This window comes from Planotetraspora mira (genome assembly GCF_016863275.1).
Classification (GTDB): Bacteria; Actinomycetota; Actinomycetes; order Streptosporangiales; family Streptosporangiaceae; genus Planotetraspora; species Planotetraspora mira.
In genome coordinates, this window is record NZ_BOOO01000033.1 from 196,580 (window position 1) to 220,318 (window position 23,739).

The window sequence follows — 23,739 nt, forward strand, 5'->3', positions numbered from 1 at the left end:
GGTGAGAGGTGAAGGGGGTCACCCTGATCGTCATGGTCTGTCCTTGAGGGGGAAACGGGCCCGGACCTCGAATCCGCCTCCGTCACGGGGGCCGATCCTCAGGACTCCACCATAGAGCGCCACACGCTCCTTGATGCCGACGAGGCCGTGCCCCGTCCCGTTGGAGGGCTGGGCGAGCTCCGCCGCGGCGCCCCTTCCGTCGTCCTCGACGTGGACCGTCAGCTCGCCCGCCTCCTGCCGCACGGTGACCCAGGCGCGGGCGGCCGGGCCGGCGTGGCGGAGGCTGTTGGTGAGCGCCTCCTGGACGAGGCGGTAGGCGGCCAGGTCGAGCCCCGGAGGCAGGCCGAGCCGCTCGCCCTCGACCCAGAGCTGGGTGCGCAGGCCCGCCTCCCGCATCTGCTCGACCAGCGAGGGGAGGTCGTGCATGCCCGGCTGCGGCTCGCGCTCGGCGGGGCCGTCGGTGCGCAGGACGCCGACGATGTTGCGCATCTCGGCCATCGCGGTGCGCCCCATCTCCTCGATCGCGGTGAGCGCGTCGCGCGCGACGGCGGGGTCGGCGTCGAGCATCCTGCGGGCCGCGGAGGCCTGGACCGTCATGACGCTGACATGGTGGGCGACCACGTCGTGCAACTCGCGCGCGATGCGTGAGCGCTCCTCGGCCCTGGCGGCCCGCGTGTCGGCCTCCCGCGCACGCTCCAGCCGGTCGGCCCGCTGGGTCAGCTCCGCCAGATAGGCCCGGCGCAGCCGTACGCTGCGCCCGATGACCCAGCACAGGATCATCACCACGAGGACCACGAGCTGATCCATCCACGACATCGGCTGGGGCCCGATGGCGACGCAGACTGCGGTTCCGATGAGGTAGACGGCGATCGCACCGAGACTCAGCGCGAGGCCCCGATAGGCCGCCACGGTGTAGAGCAGGACGAGCCCGCCGATGCCGCCGAGCCCGGCGTTGTAACCGAGCCCGTTCAGGACCATCTCGGGAACGCCGGTCAGCACGAGCAACACGAACGGCCAGCGCCGCCTGAACGCCACCGGGAGCGTGCACAGGGCCGCCCCGAACAGGCTGATCCAGTCGGGGTCACGTACCGCGACGGGCGGCACGTCCTGCCAGCCCGCGAAGGTCTCGGAGCCCGTCAGCAGGATGAAGAGCAGTGAGGCCGCCGTCAGCACCACCGCGAGGACCGAGTCGCTGATCGGAGGAAGAACTCGGATCCAGGACCGCGGATTCGCGGGGGTGGTGCGCACGTATCAAATTTAGGTCGTGACGGGAGAGAGCAACCCTGCGTGCGGGGGATATCCGCCTCCTTCGCACGGAGGAGACACGCATCACAGGCCCGGCGGCAGGTCACTCACACGCGGGTCACCGACGTCCGTCCGGGGGCGACCGCCGTCGCCGGTCGTCTCAGAGCTCGTCGGTGGCCGACCGCGGCCTGCCGCGGCCCCGTGACGACGTGCCGGGCCGGTGGTCGGGCACCGGCGGCGGCGTGCCGCCGAACTCGGGGCACAGCGCCTGGTGGTCGCACCAGTCGCACAGCCGTGAGGGACGGTGCCGCCACTCCTTGGTGCGGACGGACCGCTCGATCGCCTCCCACAGGGCCTGCACCTTGCGCTCGGTGGCGCGCAGGTCGGCCTCGTCCGGCGTGTAGCGAAGGATCTCCCCGTTGCCCAGGTACATCAGCTGGAGCATCCTCGGGACGGTCCCGTTCAGACGCCACAGCGCCAGTGCGTAGAACTTCATCTGGAACAGCGCCTTGGCCTCGAAGTCACGCCGGGGCGCCGTGCCCGTCTTGTAGTCGACCACCCGGATCTCGCCCGTCGGCGCCACGTCCAGGCGGTCGATGTAGCCACGCAACAACAGGCCGCTCTCCAGCACGGTCTCCACGTACATCTCGCGCTCGGCCGGCTCGAGCAGCCGGGGGTCCTCCAGCGTGAAGTAGCGCTCGACCATCGTCCTGGCCTGCGCGAGCCACTGGGCGCGCTCCTCGTCGGTCTCGAACAGCCCGGCGTACTCCGGCTCCTCGGTGAGCAGGCGCTCCCACTGGGGCTCCAGCAGATCCTGCGCGGCCGCGGTCGTCCTCGCCTCGGCCGGCAGGTCGTACAGCCGCTCGAGCACGGCGTGCACGAGCGTGCCGCGCACCGCCGCGGGGGAGGGCCGCTCGGGCAGCTGGTCGATCACCCTGAACCGATAGAGCAGCGGGCAGGTCATGAAGTCACCGGCACGTGAGGGGGACAGGGCGCCGATGATCGCGCGCTCTTCGGCGAGGGTCATGCCCGCACTGTAGGCCACGGAGCCGACAACCACGGAGACGACGAGCGGAGGCCGGAGTACGGGACGCGAAAGCAGGCGCGGGGGAGCGCGGCGCTGGGACGGAAGGCGACTCGAGGGACGGTCCGGGTTCGCGGATCGCGCGCGAACTCATAGGCTGATCTCACCTCGGCGGCGCGTAGCATCGAGATCGAGGAGAGAAGGCGGCGAAACATGAGTACACCTGCCAACCAGTCCCCGGGGCTGCGGATTGGGAGCCCTTTCGGCATTCCGGTGTACGTCTCGCCGACGTGGCTGATCGTGGCCGCCTTCATCACCTTCACCTTCCAGGACGTGTTCGCCGTGAGCCTGCCCGGTTACGGGGTCGTGGGCAGTTCGGCCGTCGCGCTGGTCTTCGCCGTCCTGCTCTACGCCTCCGTCCTGCTCCACGAACTGGCCCACTGCGTGGTCGCCAAGCATTACGGCCTGCCGGTGCGCCGGATCGTCCTCTACATGCTCGGCGGGGTCTCGGAGATCGAGCGTGAGCCGGAGACGGCCGGCCGCGAGTTCAACGTGGCCCTCGCCGGACCGCTGCTGTCGCTGGGGCTCGCCGCCGTCGGCTACGCGGTCTCCGCGGTCCTGTTCGTGGACGGATCGGTCAATCCGCTTCACATGGCCGTGAATCCGCCGATGGGGCTGCTGCCGGTTCTGATCTGGCAGCTCTGGCTGTCGAACCTGATCGTCGGGATCTTCAACCTGCTCCCCGGGCTGCCGCTCGACGGAGGGCGCCTGCTGCGGGCCGGGGTGTGGAAGGTGACGAAGGACTCGACCCGCGGCACCCTGGTCGCGGCCTGGGTGGGGCGCTCCGTCGCGGTGATCATCGTGGCGCTCCCCCTGCTGGCGTCCGTGATGGCCGGTCAGAATCCCTTTTCCGGCAACATGCTCTGGTCGATCCTGCTCGCGTCCTTCATCTGGATCGGCGCCTCGCAGTCGCTCAAGGTCGCGCGAGTGCGCACCAGGTTGCCGCAGTTGCGGGCGCGTCTTCTGGCGCGCAGGGCCTTCCCCGTGACCGCGGAGGTCCCGTTGTCGGAGGCGCTGCGCCGCGCGGGCGACGCCGGAGCGGGCGCGATGGTCGTGGTCGACCACGAAGGGCGGCCCGTCGGGATCGTCAGCGAGGCGGCCATCAACGCCACCCCGGAACAGCGCAGGCCGTGGGTCACGGTCGGCTCGCTGTCACGGACGCTGGAGCCGTCGCTGGTCCTCGGGGCCGACCTCGAGGGGGAGTCCCTCCTCGACGCCATGCGCGGCACCCCCGCGGCGGAGTATCTGCTGGTCGAGCAAGGTGGCGAGATCTACGGTGTGCTGGCCACGGCGGATGTCAACCGTGTGTTCACCGGGGTCTGACGGCGCGGCAGCGAGGTTCCGCCGTCATGGTCGCCTGACCGCCGGGGCCGTTCTGTCCCGTGCCTCCGGCAGCGTAGATTCAGGAACGGCGTTCACCATTGGTTTGCTACGTTCTGGGATGATCGATCCGGTGCCATCAGCCGCCGCGTTCCGTGTCCCGTGGGTCGTCCCGCGGGCCGGTTGCCGCGACGTCGGCCGGTGGGCCGGGCCGGGTACCGATGGTCAGGTGGCGATTCCGGGGTATCCGGGAGGGAGAGTTCTGTGACGGAACAGGGCGTGGGCTTGATCCGCCCGATGCCGGGAGATGGCGTGGTCGCCCATCTGAACGGTTTGCTGCTCGTCTGCGCTGCCGCCGAGCAGGAGGTGGGGGAGTTCCTGGCGGCGCTGCGGGAGACCGCGGCGACGGGCGGTGACGGCCGGGCCCTGGCCCGCCGGGTGGCCCAGGTCCTCGCCCGGGCGATGGACAGGTCGATCGCCGGGGAACCGGTGCCCTGCGCGGTCGCGGGGCCTGCCGGAGGCGGCGTCGCCGTGCTCGTCAGCGGAACGGCGACGGCCATCGTGTCCGGAGGGCCGGACGGAGACGTCCGCCTGGCCGGCCGGGAGGCTCTCACCTGGACCGATCGGCTCATCGGCGGCCCGATCGCCAAGATCGATCTGAGGCTGCCGGGTGCGGGACAGGCCAGTCCCTTCGCACGGCTCGACAGCGGAGTGGTCCCGGGAGCGGGCATCGAACTCGATCTCACGCAGCGAGCCGACGCCGCGCCGCCGCCGCCGCTGCCGCAGCGCGTGCCGCAACTGCCGTCCTTGCATGGTGCGCCCCCCGTGCCGTCGCCCCACCTCCAGCCGAACCCGTTCCCGCCGATCGGGCCTCCGGATCCGCTCCCCGCGCGTGAGCCGGTCGTCCCGCCGCCGTTGCCGCCCATTCCGCCGCTGCCACCCGCGCCTCCGGCGGGACCGCCCCCGGAGCCGGTGCCCGGTTCGCACAGCCAGGGACCGGTTGGTCCGCCCGGGCCGAACCCGCTCGACCCCCTGTCGGGCCCGTCGCCGATCTCCCCGGCCTCCCAGCTGCCTCCCCTTCCGCCCCTGCCCCCACCGGGACCCTCGCCGCTCTCCGACAAGTGGACGCCCCTCGACGGGCCGCGTGAGGAGAGTCGGCACGGCCAGCGGTCCGACCTCCGGCAGGACGGCCCTCCGAGCGGGCCGTTCGACCTGCCCGGGCCCGAGGCCGGCCGTGAGCCGCCCCAGGATTTCGGCCGGGAGATCCCCGACGCCACGCAGTTCGACACCTCTCCCGAGCCCGGCTCCGAGCCCGGATCCGGGCCGATGGTCTTCGGCGTCGACTGCAAGAACGACCACTTCAACGACCCGCGCGTGCCGTACTGCGCGGTCTGCGGCATCGCGATCGACCAGCGGTCGGTGGTGCCCTACCAGGGGTCGCGGCCGCCGCTCGGGGTGCTCGTCCTCGACGACGGGATGACGCTGCAACTGGACTCCGACTACGTCCTGGGGCGCGATCCCGAGCGTGCCGCGGAGGTGCAGACCGGCAAGGCCCGTCCGGTCAGGGTGACCAGCCCTGACGGTTCGGTGTCGCGTCGCCACCTGCGGGTCGCGCTCGACGGCTGGGACGTCAACCTCATCGATCTCGGATCGGTGAACGGCACCCAGATCCAGCCGCCCGGCGACCCGAACTTCTACGACATCCCCCCGGAGGAGGAGGTCGCGATCCATCCGGGCACGACCGTGCGGGTCGGCGTCTCCCGGACGATGCGCTACGAGGCCCACCGAGGGGCCTGAGAAGGACGGCCCGGGGACCGAGCGCGTCCCCGGGCCTACGGACGGCCCGGCGCGCGAAGGGCACGGTCCCGGCGAGCTCGGCGAATCTAGTGGATCTGGGTGCGCAGCCGGTCCAGCTCGCCGAGGATGAGCCGTTCCAGTCGCTCCTCGGTGATCCTGGACGGATAGAGCAGGCGATGCACGCTCAGCCCGTCGACGAGCGCGAGCAGTCGCTCGGCGACGTCGTCCAGGTCCTCGTCCGTACGGATCTGCCCGGCCTCGGCGGCCGACTGCAGCAGGCTCACCACGAGGTAGCGCAACTCCGCCGCCTCACGCCGCTGGACCTCCAGCAGGTCGGGGCTGGTCAGGCTGCGCCCCCAGAACCCGATCTCGAGGCCCGTCTCCATCGCCCGCTCCGCGTCGAGCGGCACGTTGTCGACGAGCACCTCCTGGAGCGCCTCGAGGCCGCCGCGGCCCGACAACTTCCGCGCGAGCCGATCGGCGATCCGGCGGTGGGAGGACTCCAGCGCCGAGACCAGGATGTCGTCCTTGTCGGCGAAGTAGTGGGTCAGCACACCGTTGGAGTATCCGGCCTCCTTCGCGATGGCCCGTGTGGTGGCGGCCTCGATCCCGTCGCGCAGGATGATCCGGCGGGCGGCCGCGACGACCTCGTCGCGGCGTTCCTCGTGATTGACGATCTTCGGCATGCGGCCCCCCTGTTGTTTTAGTCGGTCGCCCGTCTATTATCCGCACATGTCGGTTGTCACACTTGGCGTTCACATCGTGGACGTCCTGGCGCGTCCGGTGGAGTCCATACCGGAGGGCCAGGACACGCATCTGGTGGAGCAGGTCCGCATCACCGCCGCAGGCGCGGCCGCCGGTACGGCGGTCGACCTGGCGAAGATCGGCGTCCCCGTCGTCTCTCTGGGCGCGGTGGGCGACGACGACCTGGGTGATGTCCTCGTCATGATCATGAAGCGGCATGGCGTCGACGTCGGCGGTGTCGTCCGCAAGCCCGGCGAGCAGACCGCGGCCTCCATTCTGCCAATCCGTCCGGACGGCGGACGCCCGTCCTTCCATGTTCCCGGCGCCAATCTGGGCCTGTCCCTGGCCGACCTCGATCAGGAGCGGATCGCCGGAGCCGAGATCGTGCACCTCGGCGGCATGGACGTGACATGGGGCCTCCACGACCCGGCGTTCTTCGCGCTCCTGGACAAGATCCGGGAGAACGGCACCGTGGTCACGATGGACCTGCTGTCCAACATGCCCGATCTGATGCCGGCGGTGCGGGCGTTCCTGCCCCACATCGACTACTTCCTGCCCAATGAAGAGCAGGCCCTCATGCTGACCGGGGCGGACACCCCGGAGGCGGCCGCGGAGGCCCTGCTCGCCGAAGGGCTGAAGGGCGCCCTCATCACGCTCGGCGGGGCGGGCAGCCTGGTCGCCACCGCGTCCGGCCACACGCGCGTCCCCGCGCTCGACGTGCCCGTGGTCGACACCACCGGTTGCGGCGACGCGTACTGCGCCGGCTTCGTGGCCGGGCTGCTCGGCGGCCGCGACGTGGTCGGCGCCGCCAGGCTCGGAACGGCGGTCGCCGCCCGGGTGGCCGGCGGCCTCGGATCCGACGCCGGCCTCGACGAGCCCGTCGAGGCGCCCTGACCGTCCGCTGTGCCGTCGCCGGGCCGTCCGCCAGACCTTCCGTGAGGCCGTCTGCGAGGCCGTCCGCTGTGCCGTACGCCGTGGGTGGCCCACCCGACCAGCACCATGATCTGAAATGTCATGCTTTGAAGGGAAGAGTCATCAGATGAGTGAGTTGTCCAGCGACCTCGGGTCGGGCCACGCGGCCGCGGGTGACGCCTCCCTGCGCGTGCGCGCCGCCAAGGTCATCCCCGGCGGCATGTACGGCCACCTCAACGCGGCCCTGCACGGCGAGAAGTACCCGCAGTTCTTCGTCAGGGCCGAAGGCGCCCGGCAGTGGGACGCGGACGGCAAGGAGTACGTCGACCTGATGTGCAGCTGGGGCCCGATGATCGTGGGCCACCGCAATCCGCGGGTCGAGGCTGCCGCCGCGGCGCAGCAGGCGACGGGCGACTGCCTGAACGGGCCCGGCCCGGTCATGGTGGAGCTGGCGGAGCTCCTGGTGGACCTCATCCCGTCCGCGGACTGGGCGATGTTCTCCAAGAACGGCACCGACGCGACGACGCAGGCCCTGATGGTGGCCCGGGCGGCCACCGGGAGGACCAAGGTGCTGGTCGCCCACGGTTCCTACCATGGCGCAGACCCGTGGTGCACGCCCGGCCTTTCCGGCGTGACCCCCAACCAGCGGGCCGACACCATCGAGTTCACCTACAACGACCTCGCGTCCGCCGAGGCCGCGGCGGCGCAGGCCGAGGGCGACGTCGCCGCCATCCTCGTCACACCGTTCAAGCACGACTCGTTCGAGGACCAGGAACTGGCCGAGGCGGACTTCGCCCGCGGGATCCGCGCGCTGGCGGACCGGCTCGGCGCGGCCCTGGTCATCGACGACGTGCGCGCCGGATGGCGGCTCGACCTGCGGGGCTCGTGGGAGCCGCTCGGAGTGCGTCCCGACCTGACGGCCTGGAGCAAGGCGATGGCCAACGGCTTCCCCATCGCCGCGGTCACGGGTGCGGACGCGCTGCGCGGCGCGGCCCAGACGTTGTACTCGACCGGCTCGTTCTGGTTCTCCGCGACCGCGATGGCCGCCGCCACGGCGACGATCGAGATCCTCCGGGAGGAGGACGGGGTGGCGCTGATGCACCGGGCGGGCACCCGGCTCCGCGAGGGGCTCGCCGCGCAGGCCGCCTCGCACGGGTTCGTGGTGAAGCAGACGGGTCCCGTGCAGGTGCCCTGGTTGTCCTTCGAGGGCGACGAGACCCTCGAGAAGGCGATGCACTGGGCCGGGGCCTGCCTGGACGAGGGCGTCTTCCTCCACGCGTGGCACAACTGGTTCCTGTCGGCCGCTCACACCGACGCCGAGATCGACCGGGCGCTCCAGGGCACCGACGCGGCCTTCGCCAAGCTCAGGGCCGCGTTCGGCGCCGACTGATCCCCGTCCGGCCGGACGGGGCACGGCGGGCGCGGACGGCGATCAGCGGGTCCGCGCCCACTGGACGTCGTCGATCCGTGTGCCGTCCGGGCCGGGGAGCAGGTCCTTGACCAGGAGTTCGCGGACGAAGCCCGCGCGCTCGAGCACCCGGTGGGAGGCGACGTTGTCGGGTGCGGTCCCCGCGACGAGCCGGCGGATCCCCGTGTGCTCGAACGCCCAGGTCGCGAGAAGGTCCACCGCCCTGGTCATGACACCTCGCCCCTGGTAGTCCGGCAGGAGGCTGTACCCCACCATGGCCTGGCCCAGCGGGGGCAGCACGCCCGTGAGCTGGAGATGCCCGGCGAAGGCGTCCGTCTCCGCCCACCGGACGGCGAGTTCGACCCGCTGACCGGCCAGCCACCACATCCCCGCGTACCGGCACCGCATCACGCTGTCGGCGTAGGAGGGCGCCTCCGGCGGGACGCTGAACTTGTACATCTGCGGGTCGGACTGCATCGCGTGGTACTCGTCGGTGTCGCCCGGCGTGAGCGGCCGGAGCCGTACGACGCCGTCGGTCAGCGAACCGGAGGGGTGGCCGCCGGGGAAGAACGGCAGGAAGGGGTCGATCGGATCGCCGGGGTCGCCCGCCAGCCGGGCGAAGGCGATCGAGTCGTGCCGGGAGCCGTCCCGCGTGGCGTACTCCTCGCGGAGCACTCCCTCCCGCGTGAATCCGGACCGGTAGGCCACCGACTGGCTCGGGATGTTCTCCACGTCGGTGATCAGCCCGATGCGGGGGATGCCATGGGCGAAGCCCCAGTCGGTGAGCGCGCGGACCGCCGCCGTCGCGGCTCCGCGGCCCCGGCCCCACGGGGCGAGCAGGTAGCCGACCTCGCTGTTGCCGAACCTGTCGGGCGGCTTGAGCAGCGCGGCGCCGAGGACCTCGCCGGTGTCCCGGTCGGCGATCACGAACTCGGCCCCGCCCTCGTCCCACACGACCTGCGCCGCCGCGATCCAGTTCAGCGCGTCCTCACGGTCGTACTCCAGCGGCACGAAGGGGACGAACCTGGCCACCTGTGGGTCGGCGTACGCTCGCGCGATCGCGTCGGCGTCCTTCTCCTCGGGGACGCGGAGGATCACTGGACCTGCTTGGAGGACTTCGCGGGGCAACATGCACCATTGCTACCAGCGGGCCAGGGAAGGGGCCAATAGATTTCCAGCTCCCGGGGCATTCCCGGTGAGGCGCCGGTCTGTGTTATGCAGTATCCACGTATATCGTCCTATATCCGGCTTGCGGGCGGCAGCCGTACCGGCAATGCCCGATAGCCTTTTCACCATGGGTTTTCGCAGGCACGGCCCGTTCCAGGCCGGAGATCAGGTTCAGCTCACCGACCCGAAGAACAAGCGGCACACGGTGACGCTCAAAGAGGGCGGCGTCTTCCACACGCACAAGGGGTCCATCCCGCACGACGAGCTGATCGGTCGGCCTGAGGGCTCCGTCGTCCGATCCTCGGGCGGCACCGACTATCTGGCGTTCCGCCACCTTCTGGCCGACTACGCCCTTTCCATGCCGCGCGGCGCGGCGGTGATCTACCCCAAGGACGCCGCGCAGATCGTGGGGATGGCCGACATCTTCCCCGGCGCCCGCGTGGTCGAGGCGGGCGTCGGCTCGGGAGCGCTCACCTGCTTCCTGCTGCGCGCGGTCGGGCCCGAGGGCTCGGTCACGTCGTACGAGCGGCGGGAGGACTTCGCGGAGGTCGCGACCAAGAACGTGGAGAAGTTCTACGGCGGTCCCGTGGACCAGTGGCGGCTGGTCGTGGGCGACTTCGTCGCCGCGCTCGACGAGGTGGACGTCGACCGCGTGATCCTCGACATGCTCGCGCCGTGGGAGTGCGTCGACGCGGCCGCCAAGGCCATGACTCCGGGTGGAGTTATTTGTTGTTATGTGGCGACCACTACGCAGATGTCCAGAACCGTGGAGACCCTCAGAGAACACGGGAGTTTCACCGAGCCTCACGCGTGGGAGACCTTGGTTCGCGACTGGCATGTCGAGGGCCTCGCCGTACGGCCGGACCATCGCATGGTCGGCCACACGGGATTCCTCGTCACCGCCCGTCGCATGGCGGACGGTGTCACGCCCCCGCCACGGCGCCGGCGCCCAGCGAAGGGGGCATATGGGGAGGGTACCGAAACAGGGTGACGATTCAGCTACAAACGGGCAAAGCCCCGTGACACGGGAACATAAGGGTGTGTTCCTTATGCTGCGAGAATAAACGCACAATTAGGTATCAAACGGCGAACACCCAATGTAACTACACGAACACTGCCCGGCCAGGTTACGTACAGCGCCAAGATAGGTAGGGTCTTGAGTAGTCGTTCTCGACGGGGAAGGAGGTGACGGGGCGTGGCAGCTCGCGACGACGCTGAGGCTCGAGCCGCGCAGCGCGAACGGGAGGTCGCGGATCTCACAACACAGGTCTCCTTCCTGCAGGAGGAGATCACCGCGTTGCGCCGGAAACTGGCCGAGTCACCCCGGCAGGCCAGGGTCATCGAAGAGCGTCTCCATGAGGCACAGGCCCAGGTGGCGGCCCTCACGAGTCAGAACGAACGGCTGGTCTCCACCCTCAAGGAGGCCAGGGATCAGATCGTCGCCCTCAAGGAGGAGGTCGACCGGCTGGCCCAGCCGCCGTCCGGTTTCGGAGTGTTCCTCGAGGCCAGGGAAGACGGCACGATCGAGGTGTTCACGGGCGGCCGGAAGCTGCGGGTCAACGTCAGCCCCGCCGTCGAGGTCGAGTCCCTCAAGCGTGGCCAGGAGGTCATGCTCAACGAGGCGCTCAACGTCGTCGAGGCCCTCGGCTTCGAGGACGTCGGCGAGATCGTCATGCTGAAGGAGCTCCTGGAGGACGGGCAGCGCGCGCTCGTCATCTCGCACGCGGACGAGGAGCGCGTGGTCAAGCTGGCCGAGTCCCTTCTCGACCAGCCGATCCGCGCCGGCGACTCGCTCCTGCTCGAGCCCCGTTCCAACTACGTCTACGAGCGGATCCCCAAGTCCGAGGTCGAGGAGCTCGTCCTCGAAGAGGTCCCCGACATCTCCTACGAGGAGATCGGCGGCCTCAGCAGGCAGATCGAGCAGATCAGGGACGCGATCGAGCTGCCCTACCTGCACGCCGACCTGTTCAGGGAGCACAAGCTCCGCCCGCCCAAGGGGGTGCTGCTGTACGGCCCGCCCGGGTGTGGCAAGACCCTGATCGCCAAGGCCGTCGCCAACTCCCTCGCCAAGCAGGTCGCCGAGAAGACCGGCCAGTCCGGCAAGAGCTTCTTCCTCAACATCAAGGGTCCCGAGCTTCTCAACAAGTATGTCGGTGAGACCGAGCGGCACATCCGCCTGGTCTTCCAGCGGGCCAGGGAGAAGGCCTCCGAGGGCACCCCGGTGATCGTGTTCTTCGACGAGATGGACTCGATCTTCCGGACCCGCGGCTCGGGCGTCTCCTCCGACGTCGAGAACACCATCGTCCCCCAGCTGCTGTCGGAGATCGACGGCGTCGAGGGCCTGGAGAACGTCATCGTCATCGGCGCCTCCAACCGCGAGGACATGATCGACCCGGCGATCCTGCGGCCCGGCCGCCTGGACGTCAAGATCAAGATCGAGCGGCCGGACGCCGAGGCGGCCAAGGACATCTTCTCGAAGTACATCATCACCGAGCTCCCGCTCCACGCCGACGACCTGTCCGAGCACGGCGACAGCCGCGAGGGCACGATCGCGGGCATGATCCAGCGGGTCGTCGAGCGGATGTACACCGAGAGCGAGGAGAACCGCTTCCTCGAGGTGACCTACGCCAACGGCGACAAGGAAGTCCTCTACTTCAAGGACTTCAACTCCGGAGCCATGATCCAGAACATCGTGGATCGCGGCAAGAAGATGGCGATCAAGCAGTTCCTCGAGACCGGGCAGAAGGGTCTGCGGATCGCGCATCTGCTGGCCGCCTGCGTGGACGAGTTCTCCGAGAACGAGGACCTGCCCAACACCACCAACCCCGACGACTGGGCCCGCATCTCCGGCAAGAAGGGCGAGCGGATCGTCTACATCCGCACGCTCGTCCAGGGCAAGCAGGGCACGGAGGCCGGCCGGTCGATCGACACGGTGGCCAACACGGGTCAGTACCTCTGAGCGCTGCAGCCTCAGAGGAAGGCGGAGGAACTTCGGTCACTTCCGTCATCCGGCGAAACTCGTGACACGAGGAGCGGCGCGGTCCCCCAGCGGACCGCGCCGCTTCCTCGTCCTCACCCGGCGCCGGTCGGGGACGCCGGGCGGCCTCCTCCCTCGCTGGTCAGCGGTCCGCCGGGCGGGTCCCGGCGGTCGCCTCCACCCGTGGCGTACGGCCGTGTGGAAGGCCGTCTCCCCGCTCCAGCCGCCCGTTCCGGTACAAACTCCCTAGGCATCGGTGCCGTAACTGTCTGGCAGCCGGGCATAGAGAAGGGGCTAGGCTCGGGGATATAACGGCGGAACGACAGCCTGAAACAGGCGGGGTGCGCATGACGGTTCGGCGGGTGATGGGCATCGAGACCGAGTACGGCATCGCCGTACCCGGTCAGCCAGGGGCCAACGCGATGGTGACCTCCTCGCAGGTCGTCAACGCGTACCTGGCGGCGTCGGCCGCTCGGGCCCGGCGCGCTCGATGGGACTTCGAGGAGGAGAACCCGCTCCGTGACGCCCGTGGGTTCGACCTGGCCCGTGAGGTGGCTGACCAGAGCCAGTTGACCGATGAGGACCTCGGTCTGGCCAACGTCATCCTCACCAACGGCGCGCGGCTCTACGTCGACCACGCCCACCCGGAGTACTCCACGCCGGAGTGCACCAACCCCCGTGCCGCGGTCATCTGGGACAAGGCGGGGGAGCGCGTCATGCACGACGCCGCCGTCCGCGCCTCGGGCATGCCGGGCAACGCCCCCATTCAGCTGTACAAGAACAACACCGACGCCAAGGGCGCCTCCTACGGCTGCCACGAGAACTACCTCATGCGCCGGGCCACCCCGTTCGCCGACATCGTCCGCCATCTCACGCCGTTCTTCGTGTCCCGCCAGGTCGTCTGCGGCGCGGGCAAGGTCGGGATCGGGCAGGACTCGCGTGGCGAGGGTTTCCAGATCAGCCAGCGGGCCGACTTCTTCGAAGTGGAGGTCGGCCTCGAGACCACGCTCAAGCGGCCGATCATCAACACGCGTGACGAGCCGCACGCCGACCCCGAGAAGTACCGCCGCCTCCACGTCATCATCGGCGATGCCAATATGTCGGAAATTTCGACGTATTTGAAGCTGGGGACCACGGCGCTCGTCCTGGCCATGATCGAGGACGGCTTCCTCACCAACGACCTGTCGGCGGAGTCGCCGGTCGCGGCGCTGCGGGCCGTGTCCCACGACCCGACCTGCAAGTACGAGATCGCGCTGCGCAACGGCCGGAAGATGACGGCCGTCCAGCTCCAGATGGAGTATCTCGAGCAGGCCCGCAAGTACGTCGAGGACCGCTACGGCTCCAGCGTCGACGAGATGACCAAGGACGTGCTGAACCGCTGGGAGTCGGTGCTGACCCGGCTCGCCGAGGACCCGATGCAGCTGTCCAGGGAGCTCGACTGGGTCGCCAAGCTGGAGCTTCTCGAGGGCTACCGCACCCGCGACAACCTGCCCTGGAGCCACCCGCGCCTCCAGCTCGTCGATCTGCAGTACTCCGACATCCGGCCCGAGCGCGGCCTCTACAACCGGCTCGTCGCCCGGGGCCGCATCCAGCGCCTGGTGACCGAGGACGAGGTCGAGCGGGCCATCGAGATGCCGCCGAACGACACCCGCGCCTATTTCCGCGGCCGTTGCCTGCGTCAGTACAGCGAGTCGGTGGCCGCCGCGTCGTGGGACTCGGTGATCTTCGACATCCCCGGCAGGGAGTCGCTGCAGCGGGTGCCCACCTTGGAGCCCCTCCGCGGCACCAAGGCGCACGTGGGCGACCTCCTCGACCGATGCAGGACCGCCGCCGACCTGGTGGCCGCTCTGACCGGCGAGAGCTGAGCCCTCGGCGGCCGGACGACTCCTTGAAGCGATGACCACACGCCTGCTGCTGGTCTGTCACGCCTTCACCCCGGCGATGGCGGCCGCGTCGTTCCCCGAGGACGAGCCGGTGGAGGCGCGCGGCCTTCGTGACGGACCGGCCGGCGCCACCCGAGAGGCCGGCGCCGCCCGCACGGACGGGCTCGCGCTGCGGGGGCCCGAGATCCGGTGCGCCCAGACGGCCGAGACGCTGGGCCTCGCCGCCGAGTCGGCCCCGCAGTTGCGCGACTGCGATTTCGGCGCATGGCGCGGCCGCACCCTGGCCGACGTCCAGGCGGCGGACCCCGATGGGGTGAGCCGCTGGCTCGCCGACCCGGCGGCGGCGCCCCACGGAGGGGAATCGGTCGCCGACGTGATTGATCGGGCGGCAGGCTGGCTCACAGGCCTGCCTCCGGGCCGCGTGGTCGCCGTCACGCACCCGTCCGTGATCCGCGCCGTGATCGTCCACGCACTCGGCACTCCGCCGGCGGCGTTCTGGCGGATCGACGTCGAGCCGCTGAGCCGGTCCGAGCTGACCGGCAGGAGCGGACGGTGGAACCTGCGGTTCGGAGCGGGCGCCTGACCGCCCGCGCCGGCCGATCACGGGGCGGCGCACCTGACCCCGGCCCGTGGGGCCGTACGTCGTACACTTCGGGCGGCGGCGTGGAAGGAACGCGGTGGGAATCCGCGACTGTCCCGCAACCGTGACCGGGAAGCTCACCCCACCCGTACGGCCACGACCCCTGAGGGGCGGAAGGCTCGGGACGAGCGCCGACCCCCGGGAGCCGGGAGACTCCCCGCCGCGGCAGCCCTACCCGATCGGGGCGAGGACCCCGGGAATGGATCACCCGTGCGCTCGAGCATGCCGCCGAGTCCGCCGTCGCCCCCGTCACCGATCGGGCCGTCGGCCGCGAGCCCGCGATGAGCGGCATGCCCAGGCTCGTGATCGCGGCACCCGGTTCGGGGACGGGCAAGACCACGGTCGCCACCGGTCTGATGGCCGCCCTGGCCGCGCGGGGCCTGCGCGTGTCCCCGCACAAGGTGGGACCCGACTACATCGACCCCGGCTATCACTCCCTCGCGACCGGGCGGCCGGGCCGGAACCTCGATCCATGGCTGACCAGCGAGGACCTCGTCGGCCCCCTGTTCCGGCATGGTTCGGCCGGGTCGGACATCGCCGTCATCGAGGGCGTCATGGGCCTGTTCGACGGCGTCGCCACGAGCCCCGGTGAGCCCGCCGCGGGACGGCACGGCCACTACGCCTCGACGGCCCACGTCGCCCGGTTGCTGGACGCCCCCGTCGTCCTGGTCGTCGACGCCGCGGGCCAGGGCCAGTCGGTGGCCGCGCTCGTCCACGGGTTCGCGTCGTACGACACCCGGATCCGGTTCGGCGGGGTCATCCTCAACCGGCTCTCCTCCGACCGCCACGAGGAGATCTGCCGCGGGGCCCTCGAAGACGCCGGAGTCCCCGTGTTCGGCGCGATCAGGAAGGCCGCGGAGATCGAGACCCCGTCCCGTCACCTGGGCCTGATCCCCGTGGCGGAGCGGCACGCGGAGGCCGTCAGGACCGCCGGGCTGCTCGCCGACCTGGTGGCGGGGTCCTGCGACCTCGACGGGCTCGTACGGCTCGCCCGATCGGCTCCCGCCTCACCGGGGCCCACGTGGTCGCCGGCCGAGGCCGTACGAGAGGGCGAGGCCGTACGAGAGGGCGAGGCGGTACGAGAGGGCGAGGCGGTGGCGGAGGGCGGCGGGACCAGGATCGCGGTGGCGGGCGGGGCGGCGTTCACGTTCGGCTACGCCGAGCACGTGGAGCTTCTCCAGGCGGCCGGTGGTGAGGTCGTCACCTTCGACCCTCTGCACGACGAGGCGCTGCCTGAGGGCACGCGGGGCATCGTCGTGCCCGGCGGCTTCCCCGAGGTTTACGCGAGTGCCCTGTCGGCCAACGTGCCGCTGCGCGAGCAGGTGGCGGGCTTCACCGGGCCGATCGCCGCCGAGTGCGCCGGGCTTCTCTACCTGGGTCGTGAGCTCGACGGGCTCCCGATGTGCGGCGTGCTCGACACGACGGCGCGGATGACCGCCAGGCTCACGCTCGGGTACCGCGACGCGGTCGCCGTCCGCGACACGGTGCTGACCAGGGAGGGTGAGCGGTTCCGCGGACACGAGTTCCACCGGACGGTCTGCGAGCCGCCGGAAAGGCCCGTGTTCCGGTGGCGGGGAGGGGCCGACGGATACGCCGGCGGCGGGGTCCTGGCGTCCTATCTGCACCTGCACTGGGCGGGAAGTCCCCGGCTCGCGGCCCGCTTCGTCGCCGCGGCGGCGCACCACCCGGCGAACAAATGAATCTACTTTGTAAAGGAGGGCGGCAGGGGCGACTCGGCCCGGCGTCCGGGCAACGTGGCCGCGATGCCCTCCTTCTTCAAGAGCTCCACGAGGAGGGCCGTGGCCGCCTCGGCCGTCAGCCGCCTGTCCGGGTCCACCCGGAGCAGGCCCTCGAGGACCGGGCGCAGCGGCCCCGCCTTGCGGGGCGGGTCCGGCTCCCCGCGATCGTCGGCGGTCAGGACCGAGCCTCCGTGCCGGTCCGCGGACGCGTCCTCGGGAGCGCTCCCGGCGTCGCCGTATGCGCCTGAGGCCGCCGTGACGGCCTCAGGCTCGCCCGCCCGGCCGGAACGGACCTCATCGGCCGGGTAGGGGGGTCTGCCCTCCACGCCGTAGTACAGCGTCGCCGCGAACGACCACAGATCGGACGCCTGGTCCGGCCGGCGGCCGAGCAACCGCTCAGGCGCGGTGTACGGCGACGGGGCCGTCGCCGCCGGCATGTTCTCCGGCGTGGCGAACCCGAATCCCGTCAGCACCACGCGTTCCTCGGTCAGCAGGACCCTGGACGGCCTGATGCCGTCGTGCAGGACCTCGGCCGCGTGGGCGTACCGGATCCCGGCCAGGAGTTGGAAGCCGACCCAGGCCGCCCAGTGGATCGGGAGCCTGCCCAGGTGCCGCACCGTCTCCTTCAGCGTGAGGCCGCGCAGGAGTTCGGTCACCATCCAGATCCGGCCGTGGTCCTCCAGAAGGTCGTGCACGGTCACGATCGCCGGATGGGCCAGCCGGGCCGCCGAGCGCGCCTCACCGAGCGCGTGGAGCCGCGCGGCCGGGAGATCGGATCCGTCGATGTGGGCGGGCGGGCGTACCTCCCTGACCACCACGTCACGCTTGAGCCGCAAATCGTGAGCCCGCCACATGACGCCGCCGTCCTCCCGGTGGAAGGGCGACACGAGCCTGTACCGATCCCCGAGCAGGTCTCCTGCCCGATCTGTTCCCATCAGTTCCCCGTCCGCGCTCCAGCCGCCCCCGTGGGCCCGAGATCTCTGCACATTGTGGTCCGGACGGATGCCGCCGAATGCCGGACGGCGGTGTGGCGGGCATAACGATCCGATCTACAGCAGGCCGGTGCCGAGATCATTGTGCCTGCTCTCGGGCTTACTCCGACCGGCGCCCTCGGGTAAACGAGCTTGTTCGGACCGGGTGACCAGGGCCGGTGCCGCCGGAGAATCGGATAGCTCTGCTATCCGGTCAGGGGGTTGCGCTCGGGGTACGCAGAGGGTTGTCTGGCGGGACGTCCCCGGGCCGGGGAGAAAGATCGTGGGGGCTTCCGCGCGAATTGTCGTCCGGTTCGGGGAAAATATAGGGAGAGGGACATCCCCGAGTAGCGGAGGTAGCACCCATGGCGACCAAGGACACCGGCGGTCAGAAGCAGACCGGCCGCCAGGAGAACGACGTCGAAGAGGTCGAGGCGCAGGCGGCCCCGGACGTCCAGGAGCGTCAGGAGAAGCTCACCGACGACGTCGACGCGATCCTCGACGAGATCGACGAGGTTCTCGAGGAGAACGCGGAGGAGTTCGTCCGGAGCTACGTCCAGAAGGGCGGGCAGTAGAAGCGGGTCCCACGATGGGCGCCCGCCGGACGATCGAGCGGGAGCCCGGCTACAACCACGACATCTGAACGGTCGCTATCTCGAAGGGACGGAGCGGGAGCCGTACCGATCCTTCTGCGACATCCAGCGGGGCGGCGGGGGAACCGAGCGCGTCGGCGAGACGCGCGCCGGTGAACCCCCCGTGGATCACGGCCTCGGTGGCCACCGGATGCTCGGCCACCAGGCGGATCTCCAGCCATCCGTCCCTCTCCCGCAACGCCGCCATCATCACCCCGTCACCGCTGATCATGAGTCCCCGCCGCGCGGACGCGGCCACTGAGGGCCCTGAGCCGGGGACGGCGAGCAACTCGTGCCGGAACTCCTCCGCGAGACGCGGCAACTCCGCTTCGTGCCAGGCCCCCGAATAGGGGAGGACGGCGAAGCGCGTCGAGAACGGCCCCGGACACTGGGCGGCGGGAGTCGCCACCTGCGGCCCCGCGGGCTCGTCCCGGTGGGAATTGCGATTGGCGGACAGCAGGCCCACCGACCTGACCAGCGTCAGCGCCAGCTCCCTCGCGACCTGCGGGACCTCCGCTCCGTGGCCGACGAGCTCGTATTCGCTGACATGGTCGAGCAAGACCGCGAGCCCGCCCGCGGCGACGAACGACTCCGCGGGGAAGGTGGGCACGGGCTCCTCTCCGCCGCCTCCCTCGGCCGTCAGGCCACGCCGGACCACGGCGAGCTGCCCCTCGGCGAACGACTCGGCCGCCCCGGACGGCAGCGGGGCGTGCCACCTGATCCGGTGATCCCGGCAGACGACGTCCATGGACACCTCACACCGCACGTACGGCTCGCCCGCCCGCAACTCCACCCTGGTCCGCACGCCGGTGGTCACCTGGGAGGCCGCGCGCTCGTCCGCCGGCCACTCGTAGGTCCGGACGACGTCGAGCACCGAGACGAGCGGCCCGGTGTGCACCTCTTCCACCGACACGTGAGTGGGGACGTCCGTCACGTGGTCCTGCGGCGGAGGGGCGTGGTTGTAGGTGTCTCCCACGTCTCCGCTGTGAGCGACGCGTCCGACCCCGTGGACCTCGACTCCTTCCGCGCTCCGCAGGGACAGTGTGCCGTCGGCGGCGACCCGGACGCGTAGCAGCCCGTTGTCCAGCGTGGCCCCGTCAGCCTCCTCCTCCAGGATCGCGCCGGCGGGCAGGCCCGCACGGGGGCCGCCGAAGACCGGAGCGCGCGCGGTCAGCACCGAACGGCCGAGAGGCGGCACGGTGACATGGGCGGCGACTGTGACGACCGGTTCCGCCAGGGTCCTGACGACCCAGGGCCCCGGCCCCGCGCGGAGGATCGCCTGGCGGAGGTCCTCATAGGCGTACGCCCCCGAGGCGTGGCGGCTGACCGTCACGGTGAACACGCCGCCCTCGTCCTCGCGGGGCCGCTCCACGGCCCAGGAGACGATCTCGTGGCCGAACAGCTCCCGCTCGTGCACGCGGCCGAGCAACCGTCCCAGGTCGTCCATGACGGTCTCGTCCAGGAGCGTGGGGGCGTGCTCCAGACGCTGGACGGGTACGGCCCGGCCGTCGGGGCCCACGAGGGCGGCGCTGTGCTCGGGGAGGTCGGCGAGCACGAGGCCGGACCGCTCGAACGGCGAGGGGTTGACGACCACGGTCGCGTCCTTCCCCGCCGACGCGGCGAGGGACGATCCGACGAGGTCGACGACGGCCTGACCGATCTGCTCGGCCTCGGCGATCCTGGCGGCCACCTGCTGCGCCGTCTCGTCGGCGCCGCAGCCGGTCACCGAGTCGTGCCCGCTGCACGCGATGACGCGCCGCCAGGCGAGATCGAGCAGTCGCGCGGAGGCCGTGCGGTCGGTGAGCCACAGGGCGGACAGCGGCTCGGCGTATCGCGTGATGACCCGCTCGGCCCGGGCCATGGCCTGCTTCAGCCCCACGCGAGCGGAGATCACGCCGGGCAGGATGTTGGCCCGCGCGTGCGACCTCAGCTCGCCGGTCACCCGTGGAAGGCCGCCGTCGGCGGCGCCTGCCGCCGTGTCCATGAACTCGCCGAGGGTCGCGACGCGCAGTCCCGCGGCGGTGATCTCACGGGACGGGGCCGAGTGGTCGGCCCCGTACATCGCGAGCAGCAGGGCGTCGGAGCGCCAGCCGTCCATCGCGGAGGCGAAGGCGGCGACGCGGTCGGGCAGGCCCTCGGGCGGGCCGCTGAGGAGCGCGACGGCGTTGCCGTACCCTCCGGGCAGGTATCTGGTCGTCACCGTGGTGCCGTCGGCGCCCGTCCAGACGAACGCGTCCCGGTCGACGTGCGCCGGGACCCCGCGCCACAGGCAGGCGTGACGCAGTCCGGCGGACGCCAGGATCTGCGGCATCTGGGCGCAGTGCCCGAACTGGTCGGGAAGATAGCCGACGCGCATCGCCCCGCCGAGCGCGGCCGAGCCGCGCATGCCGTACTCGAGGTTGCGGATCAGGGTCTCGCCGGAGCAGAGGAACTCGTCGGCGAGGATCAGCCACGGACCGACGGCGAACCGGCCCTCGGTGACGAAGCGGACGATGTCGTCGCGCCGGGAGGGCCGGATCTCCAGGTAGTCCTCCACGGCGGCGAGCTGGCCGTCCATGGTGAACCGGTAGGCCGGGTCGTCGTCCATCGCGGACAGGACGTCGTCGAGCATCCGGACCAGGCCCATCCGGAACCGCTGGAACGGGAGGTACCACTCGCGGTCCCAGTGCGTGTGGGGGACGACGACGATCTCGGGACGATCATCCGAGGGGGTCGGTAACAGGTTCACGCGTGCGCTCGCTCTCGACGCATTCGCCGCTGATGGGGATGCCGGCCCATTCGGCGTAGCGGCGGATGATCCGCTGGGCCGTGACGATGTCCTCCATGGCGCCCTCGAGCCCGGTGAGAGGGCGCTCCTCCTGGGTGACGAACCGGTGGAAGGCGACGAGTTGCCGTTCGAACGCCTCCGCCACGTCCCGGTAGACCGTCCGCCGCTCGGTCGTGCCGACCCGCGACAGGCAGGTGAGGGTGGTCGGGGCGTTCAGGAGGTAGGGGGAGGGGAACTCCAGCTCCAGCGAGCCGTGCTCGTGGTGCACCAGCACGGTCTCGTGGTAGGCGGGATAGCTCGGCAGATGGTGCCAGCGGATGCCGTACCTGCCGGAACCGCTGCCGCGCAACGTGCCGCTCACCTCGACCGACGGCGGGAAGGCGTCGACGGGCCACACCGACACGTGGTCCACCGTGTCGGGCGGGCCGGTGAACATCCGCATGAGGGACAGGTCGTGGCAGATGCTGCCCAGCACGACCCGGGCGTACAGGCGCCGCAGCCGCTCCGACGACGCCCCGACCGCGGCGGTGAGCGCCCGCTCGTCGGCCTCCGCGTACGGTGCCAGCCGGTCGGGCGAGGGCTTCGTCACGCGTGCCCGGGCGAACAGCAGTTGCGACTCGTCCGACGGGTGCAGCACGGTGACGTCCAGATGGCGGATCGCGGCCGCCCCGCCCGCCTCGTGCAGCGCGTCCAGCATGCGTTGCGACGCCGGGTCGTACTGCTTCATGTAGGCCACCATGAGCCGGGCGTCCCCGGGGACGCCCTTCAGCTCGGCCAGGCTGTAGGCCAGCGGCTTCTCGGAGAGCACCCAGTAGCCGCGATCGAGGGCCGCCTTCACGAGCGGCCCGTGGGACCCGTTGGTCAAGACGATCAGCGCGTCGAATCCGCCCCTGTCCATCATGACGATCGGGTCGTCGAACGCCGTGGCGCCGATGTCGCGCCCCACGTTCTCCGCGTGCTCGCGGTCGAGGTCGCAGACGGCGGAGACCCGGAAGATGTCGCGACGCCGCGCCAGCAACGGCAGGTAGACGACCTGACCGGCCACGCCCAGGCCCACGACGGCCACCTTCACCACGTCCACGCCCGTCACCGTCCCCCCACCATCACGCGGGCTTCCCCGGCTGCCACGTGACCTTCCCACGATGCCGGTGTGATCACGCCTGCCTTCCCGCAAAGGCCGTGCCAGGTGCGGCGGGGGTCAGGTGCACAGGGCCATGACCTCGTTCACCGGCGTCTCGAGCCGATGGACGCCCGGCCGGGCCGGCACCAGCACGCGGTCCCCGCGGATGACCCGCCGCGTCTCCGGACCCCACAACACGAGCCCGTCCCCGCCGGCCACGAGGAACTCCTCGCCGTGCCGGAGCAGCAGCGGCCCGTCGGGCGACGCCGACACCGCGGTTCGGCCGTCTGCCACCGCCCGCACGACCTTGTCCGCGCCGTCGCACGCGGAGTCGGCGAGCACCCACGTCGTGGGAGCCCCCGGCGGGTGCCCGTCCTCCGGCCGGTGGAAGTCCCCGCCGCCCACGACGACGAGGTCGTCCGCCCACGCCTGCCCCCAGGCGAGCGGCGCGCCCCACGTCCGGTCCCACCAGCTCCAGTGCCACAGCTCGGCCGTCCTCGGCCGGCTGCCGAACGGGTGCCGCCACGCGCAGTCGGCCGCCAGCGGATGGTTGACCGACAACACCCCGCCCCGGTCCTCCACGGCACGGGCCCACTCGTCGGGCGGGCGCCGGAAGTCGACCCAGCCGATGTCGCCCAGCGCGTTGGCGTGGCCGAGATCGGTGGTGACCTCCTGCCCGGGAACGAGCAGGATGCCCGCGAGCGCCGACCCGGAGGCCAGGTCGGCGTGGTGGCTGACCGTGTTGTGGTCGGTGACGGCGAGGAAGTCGAGGCCGCGGTCGGCCGCGAAGCACGCCAGTTCGTAGACGCTGAGCGAGCCGTCCGAGTGATGCGTGTGGGCGTGGAGGTCCCCGGCCAGCCAGTGGAACCCGTCGAGCGAGGGCAGGCCCCGGCGCGTGGCGGCGGGCTGCCGGTGCGGGTCACGGGGTGCGCGCTTGCACCGGCTCGGATGGTCGCGCGGCGCGGCGGGCGGCCGCGGGTGGGCGATCACCGTGATCTCGTACGGCATGCCCTCGAGGGGGATGCGATGAAGGCCGATCAGCACCCGCCAGACCCCGGGCTCGATGTCGCCGGGAAGGTAGCCGGGGGTCGCCCACAGGGGGCCGATCGTGTACTCGGTGCGGGCACCGCCCGACCAGCCGCGGAAGCCGTCCGGGCCCGAGCAGCCGAGGTCGAGCACCCCCGCCGAGCTGTCGTGGCCGAGCCGCACCGTGAGGGCGGCGGTGCCGGCCGGGATCTCGAACGCGACCTCCTTGACCGGGCCGGAGATCCGGTCGTCGAGCGTCCACGTCCCCCGGATCGTCTCTCCGGGCGCTCCCGTGATCCAGGCCATC

18 protein-coding genes and 1 riboswitch are annotated in these 23,739 nt (G+C 71.2%); of the genes, 10 read left to right on the plus strand and 8 right to left on the minus strand.

Going from position 1 to position 23,739, the window contains the following annotated elements:
• Nucleotides 1-30: 30 nt before the first annotated feature.
• Both Pmi06nite_RS27770 and Pmi06nite_RS27775 read right to left on the minus strand, forming a co-directional pair.
• Nucleotides 31-1,248 carry a sensor histidine kinase gene (locus Pmi06nite_RS27770; RefSeq protein WP_203956077.1) on the minus strand — a complete coding sequence of 406 codons (1,218 nt, stop codon included), beginning with the start codon at nt 1,246-1,248 and terminating at the stop codon, nt 31-33.
• Nucleotides 1,249-1,405: 157 nt separating this feature from the next.
• Complete coding sequence (locus Pmi06nite_RS27775; RefSeq protein WP_203956078.1) at nt 1,406-2,272, minus strand: RecB family exonuclease; 867 nt, start codon at nt 2,270-2,272, stop codon at nt 1,406-1,408.
• Nucleotides 2,273-2,482: 210 nt separating this feature from the next.
• Here Pmi06nite_RS27775 and Pmi06nite_RS27780 point away from each other — a divergent pair, with 210 nt between their 5' ends.
• Nucleotides 2,483-3,652, plus strand: coding sequence for a site-2 protease family protein (locus Pmi06nite_RS27780; protein ID WP_203956079.1), 1,170 nt, complete (start codon nt 2,483-2,485; stop codon nt 3,650-3,652).
• Between the two features lie 261 nt (nt 3,653-3,913).
• Nucleotides 3,914-5,446, plus strand: coding sequence for an FHA domain-containing protein (locus tag Pmi06nite_RS42690; RefSeq protein WP_203956080.1), 1,533 nt, complete (start codon nt 3,914-3,916; stop codon nt 5,444-5,446).
• Nucleotides 5,447-5,532: 86 nt separating this feature from the next.
• Here Pmi06nite_RS42690 and Pmi06nite_RS27790 read toward each other — a convergent pair whose 3' ends face one another.
• Complete coding sequence (locus Pmi06nite_RS27790) at nt 5,533-6,132, minus strand: TetR/AcrR family transcriptional regulator (protein WP_203956081.1); 600 nt, start codon at nt 6,130-6,132, stop codon at nt 5,533-5,535.
• A gap of 46 nt (nt 6,133-6,178) precedes the next feature.
• On the opposite strand from Pmi06nite_RS27790, the gene Pmi06nite_RS27795 reads away from it, so the two are divergent.
• Together Pmi06nite_RS27795 and Pmi06nite_RS27800 are read left to right on the plus strand one after the other, a co-directional pair.
• Nucleotides 6,179-7,084, plus strand: coding sequence for a carbohydrate kinase family protein (locus Pmi06nite_RS27795; protein ID WP_203956082.1), 906 nt, complete (start codon nt 6,179-6,181; stop codon nt 7,082-7,084).
• A 145-nt stretch (nt 7,085-7,229) separates the two neighbouring features.
• Nucleotides 7,230-8,492, plus strand: a complete 1,263-nt coding sequence (locus Pmi06nite_RS27800) for an aminotransferase class III-fold pyridoxal phosphate-dependent enzyme (RefSeq protein WP_203956083.1) — start codon at nt 7,230-7,232, stop codon at nt 8,490-8,492.
• 42 nt (nt 8,493-8,534) lie between these two features.
• On the opposite strand, the gene Pmi06nite_RS27805 is transcribed toward Pmi06nite_RS27800, so the two are convergent.
• Entirely contained in the window at nt 8,535-9,641 is a 1,107-nt protein-coding gene (locus Pmi06nite_RS27805) for a GNAT family N-acetyltransferase (protein ID WP_203956084.1), read from the minus strand.
• Between the two features lie 163 nt (nt 9,642-9,804).
• Here Pmi06nite_RS27805 and Pmi06nite_RS27810 point away from each other — a divergent pair, with 163 nt between their 5' ends.
• The 5 genes from Pmi06nite_RS27810 (at nt 9,805) to Pmi06nite_RS27830 (ending at nt 16,877) form a co-directional block, all read left to right on the plus strand.
• Nucleotides 9,805-10,668, plus strand: coding sequence for a tRNA (adenine-N1)-methyltransferase (locus Pmi06nite_RS27810; RefSeq protein ID WP_203956085.1), 864 nt, complete (start codon nt 9,805-9,807; stop codon nt 10,666-10,668).
• A 204-nt stretch (nt 10,669-10,872) separates the two neighbouring features.
• Entirely contained in the window at nt 10,873-12,636 is a 1,764-nt protein-coding gene (gene arc, locus Pmi06nite_RS27815) for a proteasome ATPase (RefSeq protein ID WP_203956086.1), read from the plus strand.
• A gap of 365 nt (nt 12,637-13,001) precedes the next feature.
• Nucleotides 13,002-14,519, plus strand: coding sequence for a depupylase/deamidase Dop (dop, locus tag Pmi06nite_RS27820; protein WP_203956087.1), 1,518 nt, complete (start codon nt 13,002-13,004; stop codon nt 14,517-14,519).
• A gap of 31 nt (nt 14,520-14,550) precedes the next feature.
• Nucleotides 14,551-15,120 carry a histidine phosphatase family protein gene (locus tag Pmi06nite_RS27825; protein ID WP_203956088.1) on the plus strand — a complete coding sequence of 190 codons (570 nt, stop codon included), beginning with the start codon at nt 14,551-14,553 and terminating at the stop codon, nt 15,118-15,120.
• Nucleotides 15,121-15,205: 85 nt separating this feature from the next.
• A riboswitch (cobalamin riboswitch) is annotated at nt 15,206-15,332 on the plus strand.
• A 126-nt stretch (nt 15,333-15,458) separates the two neighbouring features.
• On the plus strand, nt 15,459-16,877 hold the full coding sequence (locus Pmi06nite_RS27830; RefSeq protein ID WP_203956089.1) for a cobyrinic acid a,c-diamide synthase CobB: 1,419 nt from the start codon (nt 15,459-15,461) through the stop codon (nt 16,875-16,877).
• Between the two features lie 2 nt (nt 16,878-16,879).
• Here Pmi06nite_RS27830 and Pmi06nite_RS27835 read toward each other — a convergent pair whose 3' ends face one another.
• Nucleotides 16,880-17,851 (minus strand): serine/threonine-protein kinase, encoded by a 972-nt coding sequence (locus Pmi06nite_RS27835; RefSeq protein WP_203956090.1) that lies wholly within the window; start codon nt 17,849-17,851, stop codon nt 16,880-16,882.
• 401 nt (nt 17,852-18,252) lie between these two features.
• Here Pmi06nite_RS27835 and Pmi06nite_RS27840 point away from each other — a divergent pair, with 401 nt between their 5' ends.
• Nucleotides 18,253-18,462, plus strand: a complete 210-nt coding sequence (locus Pmi06nite_RS27840; protein WP_203956091.1) for a ubiquitin-like protein Pup — start codon at nt 18,253-18,255, stop codon at nt 18,460-18,462.
• Nucleotides 18,463-18,511: 49 nt separating this feature from the next.
• Here the strand turns inward: Pmi06nite_RS27840 and Pmi06nite_RS27845 are convergent, their stop codons facing one another.
• From Pmi06nite_RS27845 to Pmi06nite_RS27855, 3 genes are all read right to left on the minus strand, one after another.
• The gene (locus Pmi06nite_RS27845) at nt 18,512-21,247 is read right to left on the minus strand and encodes a glycoside hydrolase family 38 N-terminal domain-containing protein (RefSeq protein WP_239114245.1); all 2,736 of its coding nucleotides are present in this window, start codon (nt 21,245-21,247) and stop codon (nt 18,512-18,514) included.
• Nucleotides 21,219-22,376 carry a Gfo/Idh/MocA family protein gene (locus Pmi06nite_RS27850; RefSeq protein ID WP_239114246.1) on the minus strand — a complete coding sequence of 386 codons (1,158 nt, stop codon included), beginning with the start codon at nt 22,374-22,376 and terminating at the stop codon, nt 21,219-21,221. Before Pmi06nite_RS27850 ends, Pmi06nite_RS27845 begins: the two co-directional genes overlap by 29 nt.
• A 108-nt stretch (nt 22,377-22,484) precedes the next feature.
• Complete coding sequence (locus tag Pmi06nite_RS27855; protein WP_203956092.1) at nt 22,485-23,738, minus strand: CehA/McbA family metallohydrolase; 1,254 nt, start codon at nt 23,736-23,738, stop codon at nt 22,485-22,487.
• Nucleotide 23,739: the final 1 nt, after the last annotated feature.

What these genes read in the sequence shown, in the direction of transcription:
- Pmi06nite_RS27790 (WP_203956081.1), bottom strand. Translation starts at nt 6,132, where the DNA reads ATGCCGAAGATCGTCAATCACGAGGAACGCCGCGACGAGGTCGTCGCG.
- Pmi06nite_RS27795 (WP_203956082.1), top strand. Translation starts at nt 6,179, where the DNA reads ATGTCGGTTGTCACACTTGGCGTTCACATCGTGGACGTCCTGGCGCGT.
- Pmi06nite_RS27800 (WP_203956083.1), top strand. Translation starts at nt 7,230, where the DNA reads ATGAGTGAGTTGTCCAGCGACCTCGGGTCGGGCCACGCGGCCGCGGGT.
- dop (WP_203956087.1), top strand. Translation starts at nt 13,002, where the DNA reads ATGACGGTTCGGCGGGTGATGGGCATCGAGACCGAGTACGGCATCGCC.
- Pmi06nite_RS27830 (WP_203956089.1), top strand. Translation starts at nt 15,459, where the DNA reads ATGAGCGGCATGCCCAGGCTCGTGATCGCGGCACCCGGTTCGGGGACG.
- Pmi06nite_RS27805 (WP_203956084.1), bottom strand. Translation starts at nt 9,641, where the DNA reads ATGTTGCCCCGCGAAGTCCTCCAAGCAGGTCCAGTGATCCTCCGCGTC.
- Pmi06nite_RS27835 (WP_203956090.1), bottom strand. Translation starts at nt 17,851, where the DNA reads ATGGGAACAGATCGGGCAGGAGACCTGCTCGGGGATCGGTACAGGCTC.
- Pmi06nite_RS27825 (WP_203956088.1), top strand. Translation starts at nt 14,551, where the DNA reads ATGACCACACGCCTGCTGCTGGTCTGTCACGCCTTCACCCCGGCGATG.
- Pmi06nite_RS27855 (WP_203956092.1), bottom strand. Translation starts at nt 23,738, where the DNA reads ATGGCCTGGATCACGGGAGCGCCCGGAGAGACGATCCGGGGGACGTGG.
- Pmi06nite_RS27810 (WP_203956085.1), top strand. Translation starts at nt 9,805, where the DNA reads ATGGGTTTTCGCAGGCACGGCCCGTTCCAGGCCGGAGATCAGGTTCAG.
- Pmi06nite_RS27775 (WP_203956078.1), bottom strand. Translation starts at nt 2,272, where the DNA reads ATGACCCTCGCCGAAGAGCGCGCGATCATCGGCGCCCTGTCCCCCTCA.
- Pmi06nite_RS27840 (WP_203956091.1), top strand. Translation starts at nt 18,253, where the DNA reads ATGGCGACCAAGGACACCGGCGGTCAGAAGCAGACCGGCCGCCAGGAG.
- Pmi06nite_RS27780 (WP_203956079.1), top strand. Translation starts at nt 2,483, where the DNA reads ATGAGTACACCTGCCAACCAGTCCCCGGGGCTGCGGATTGGGAGCCCT.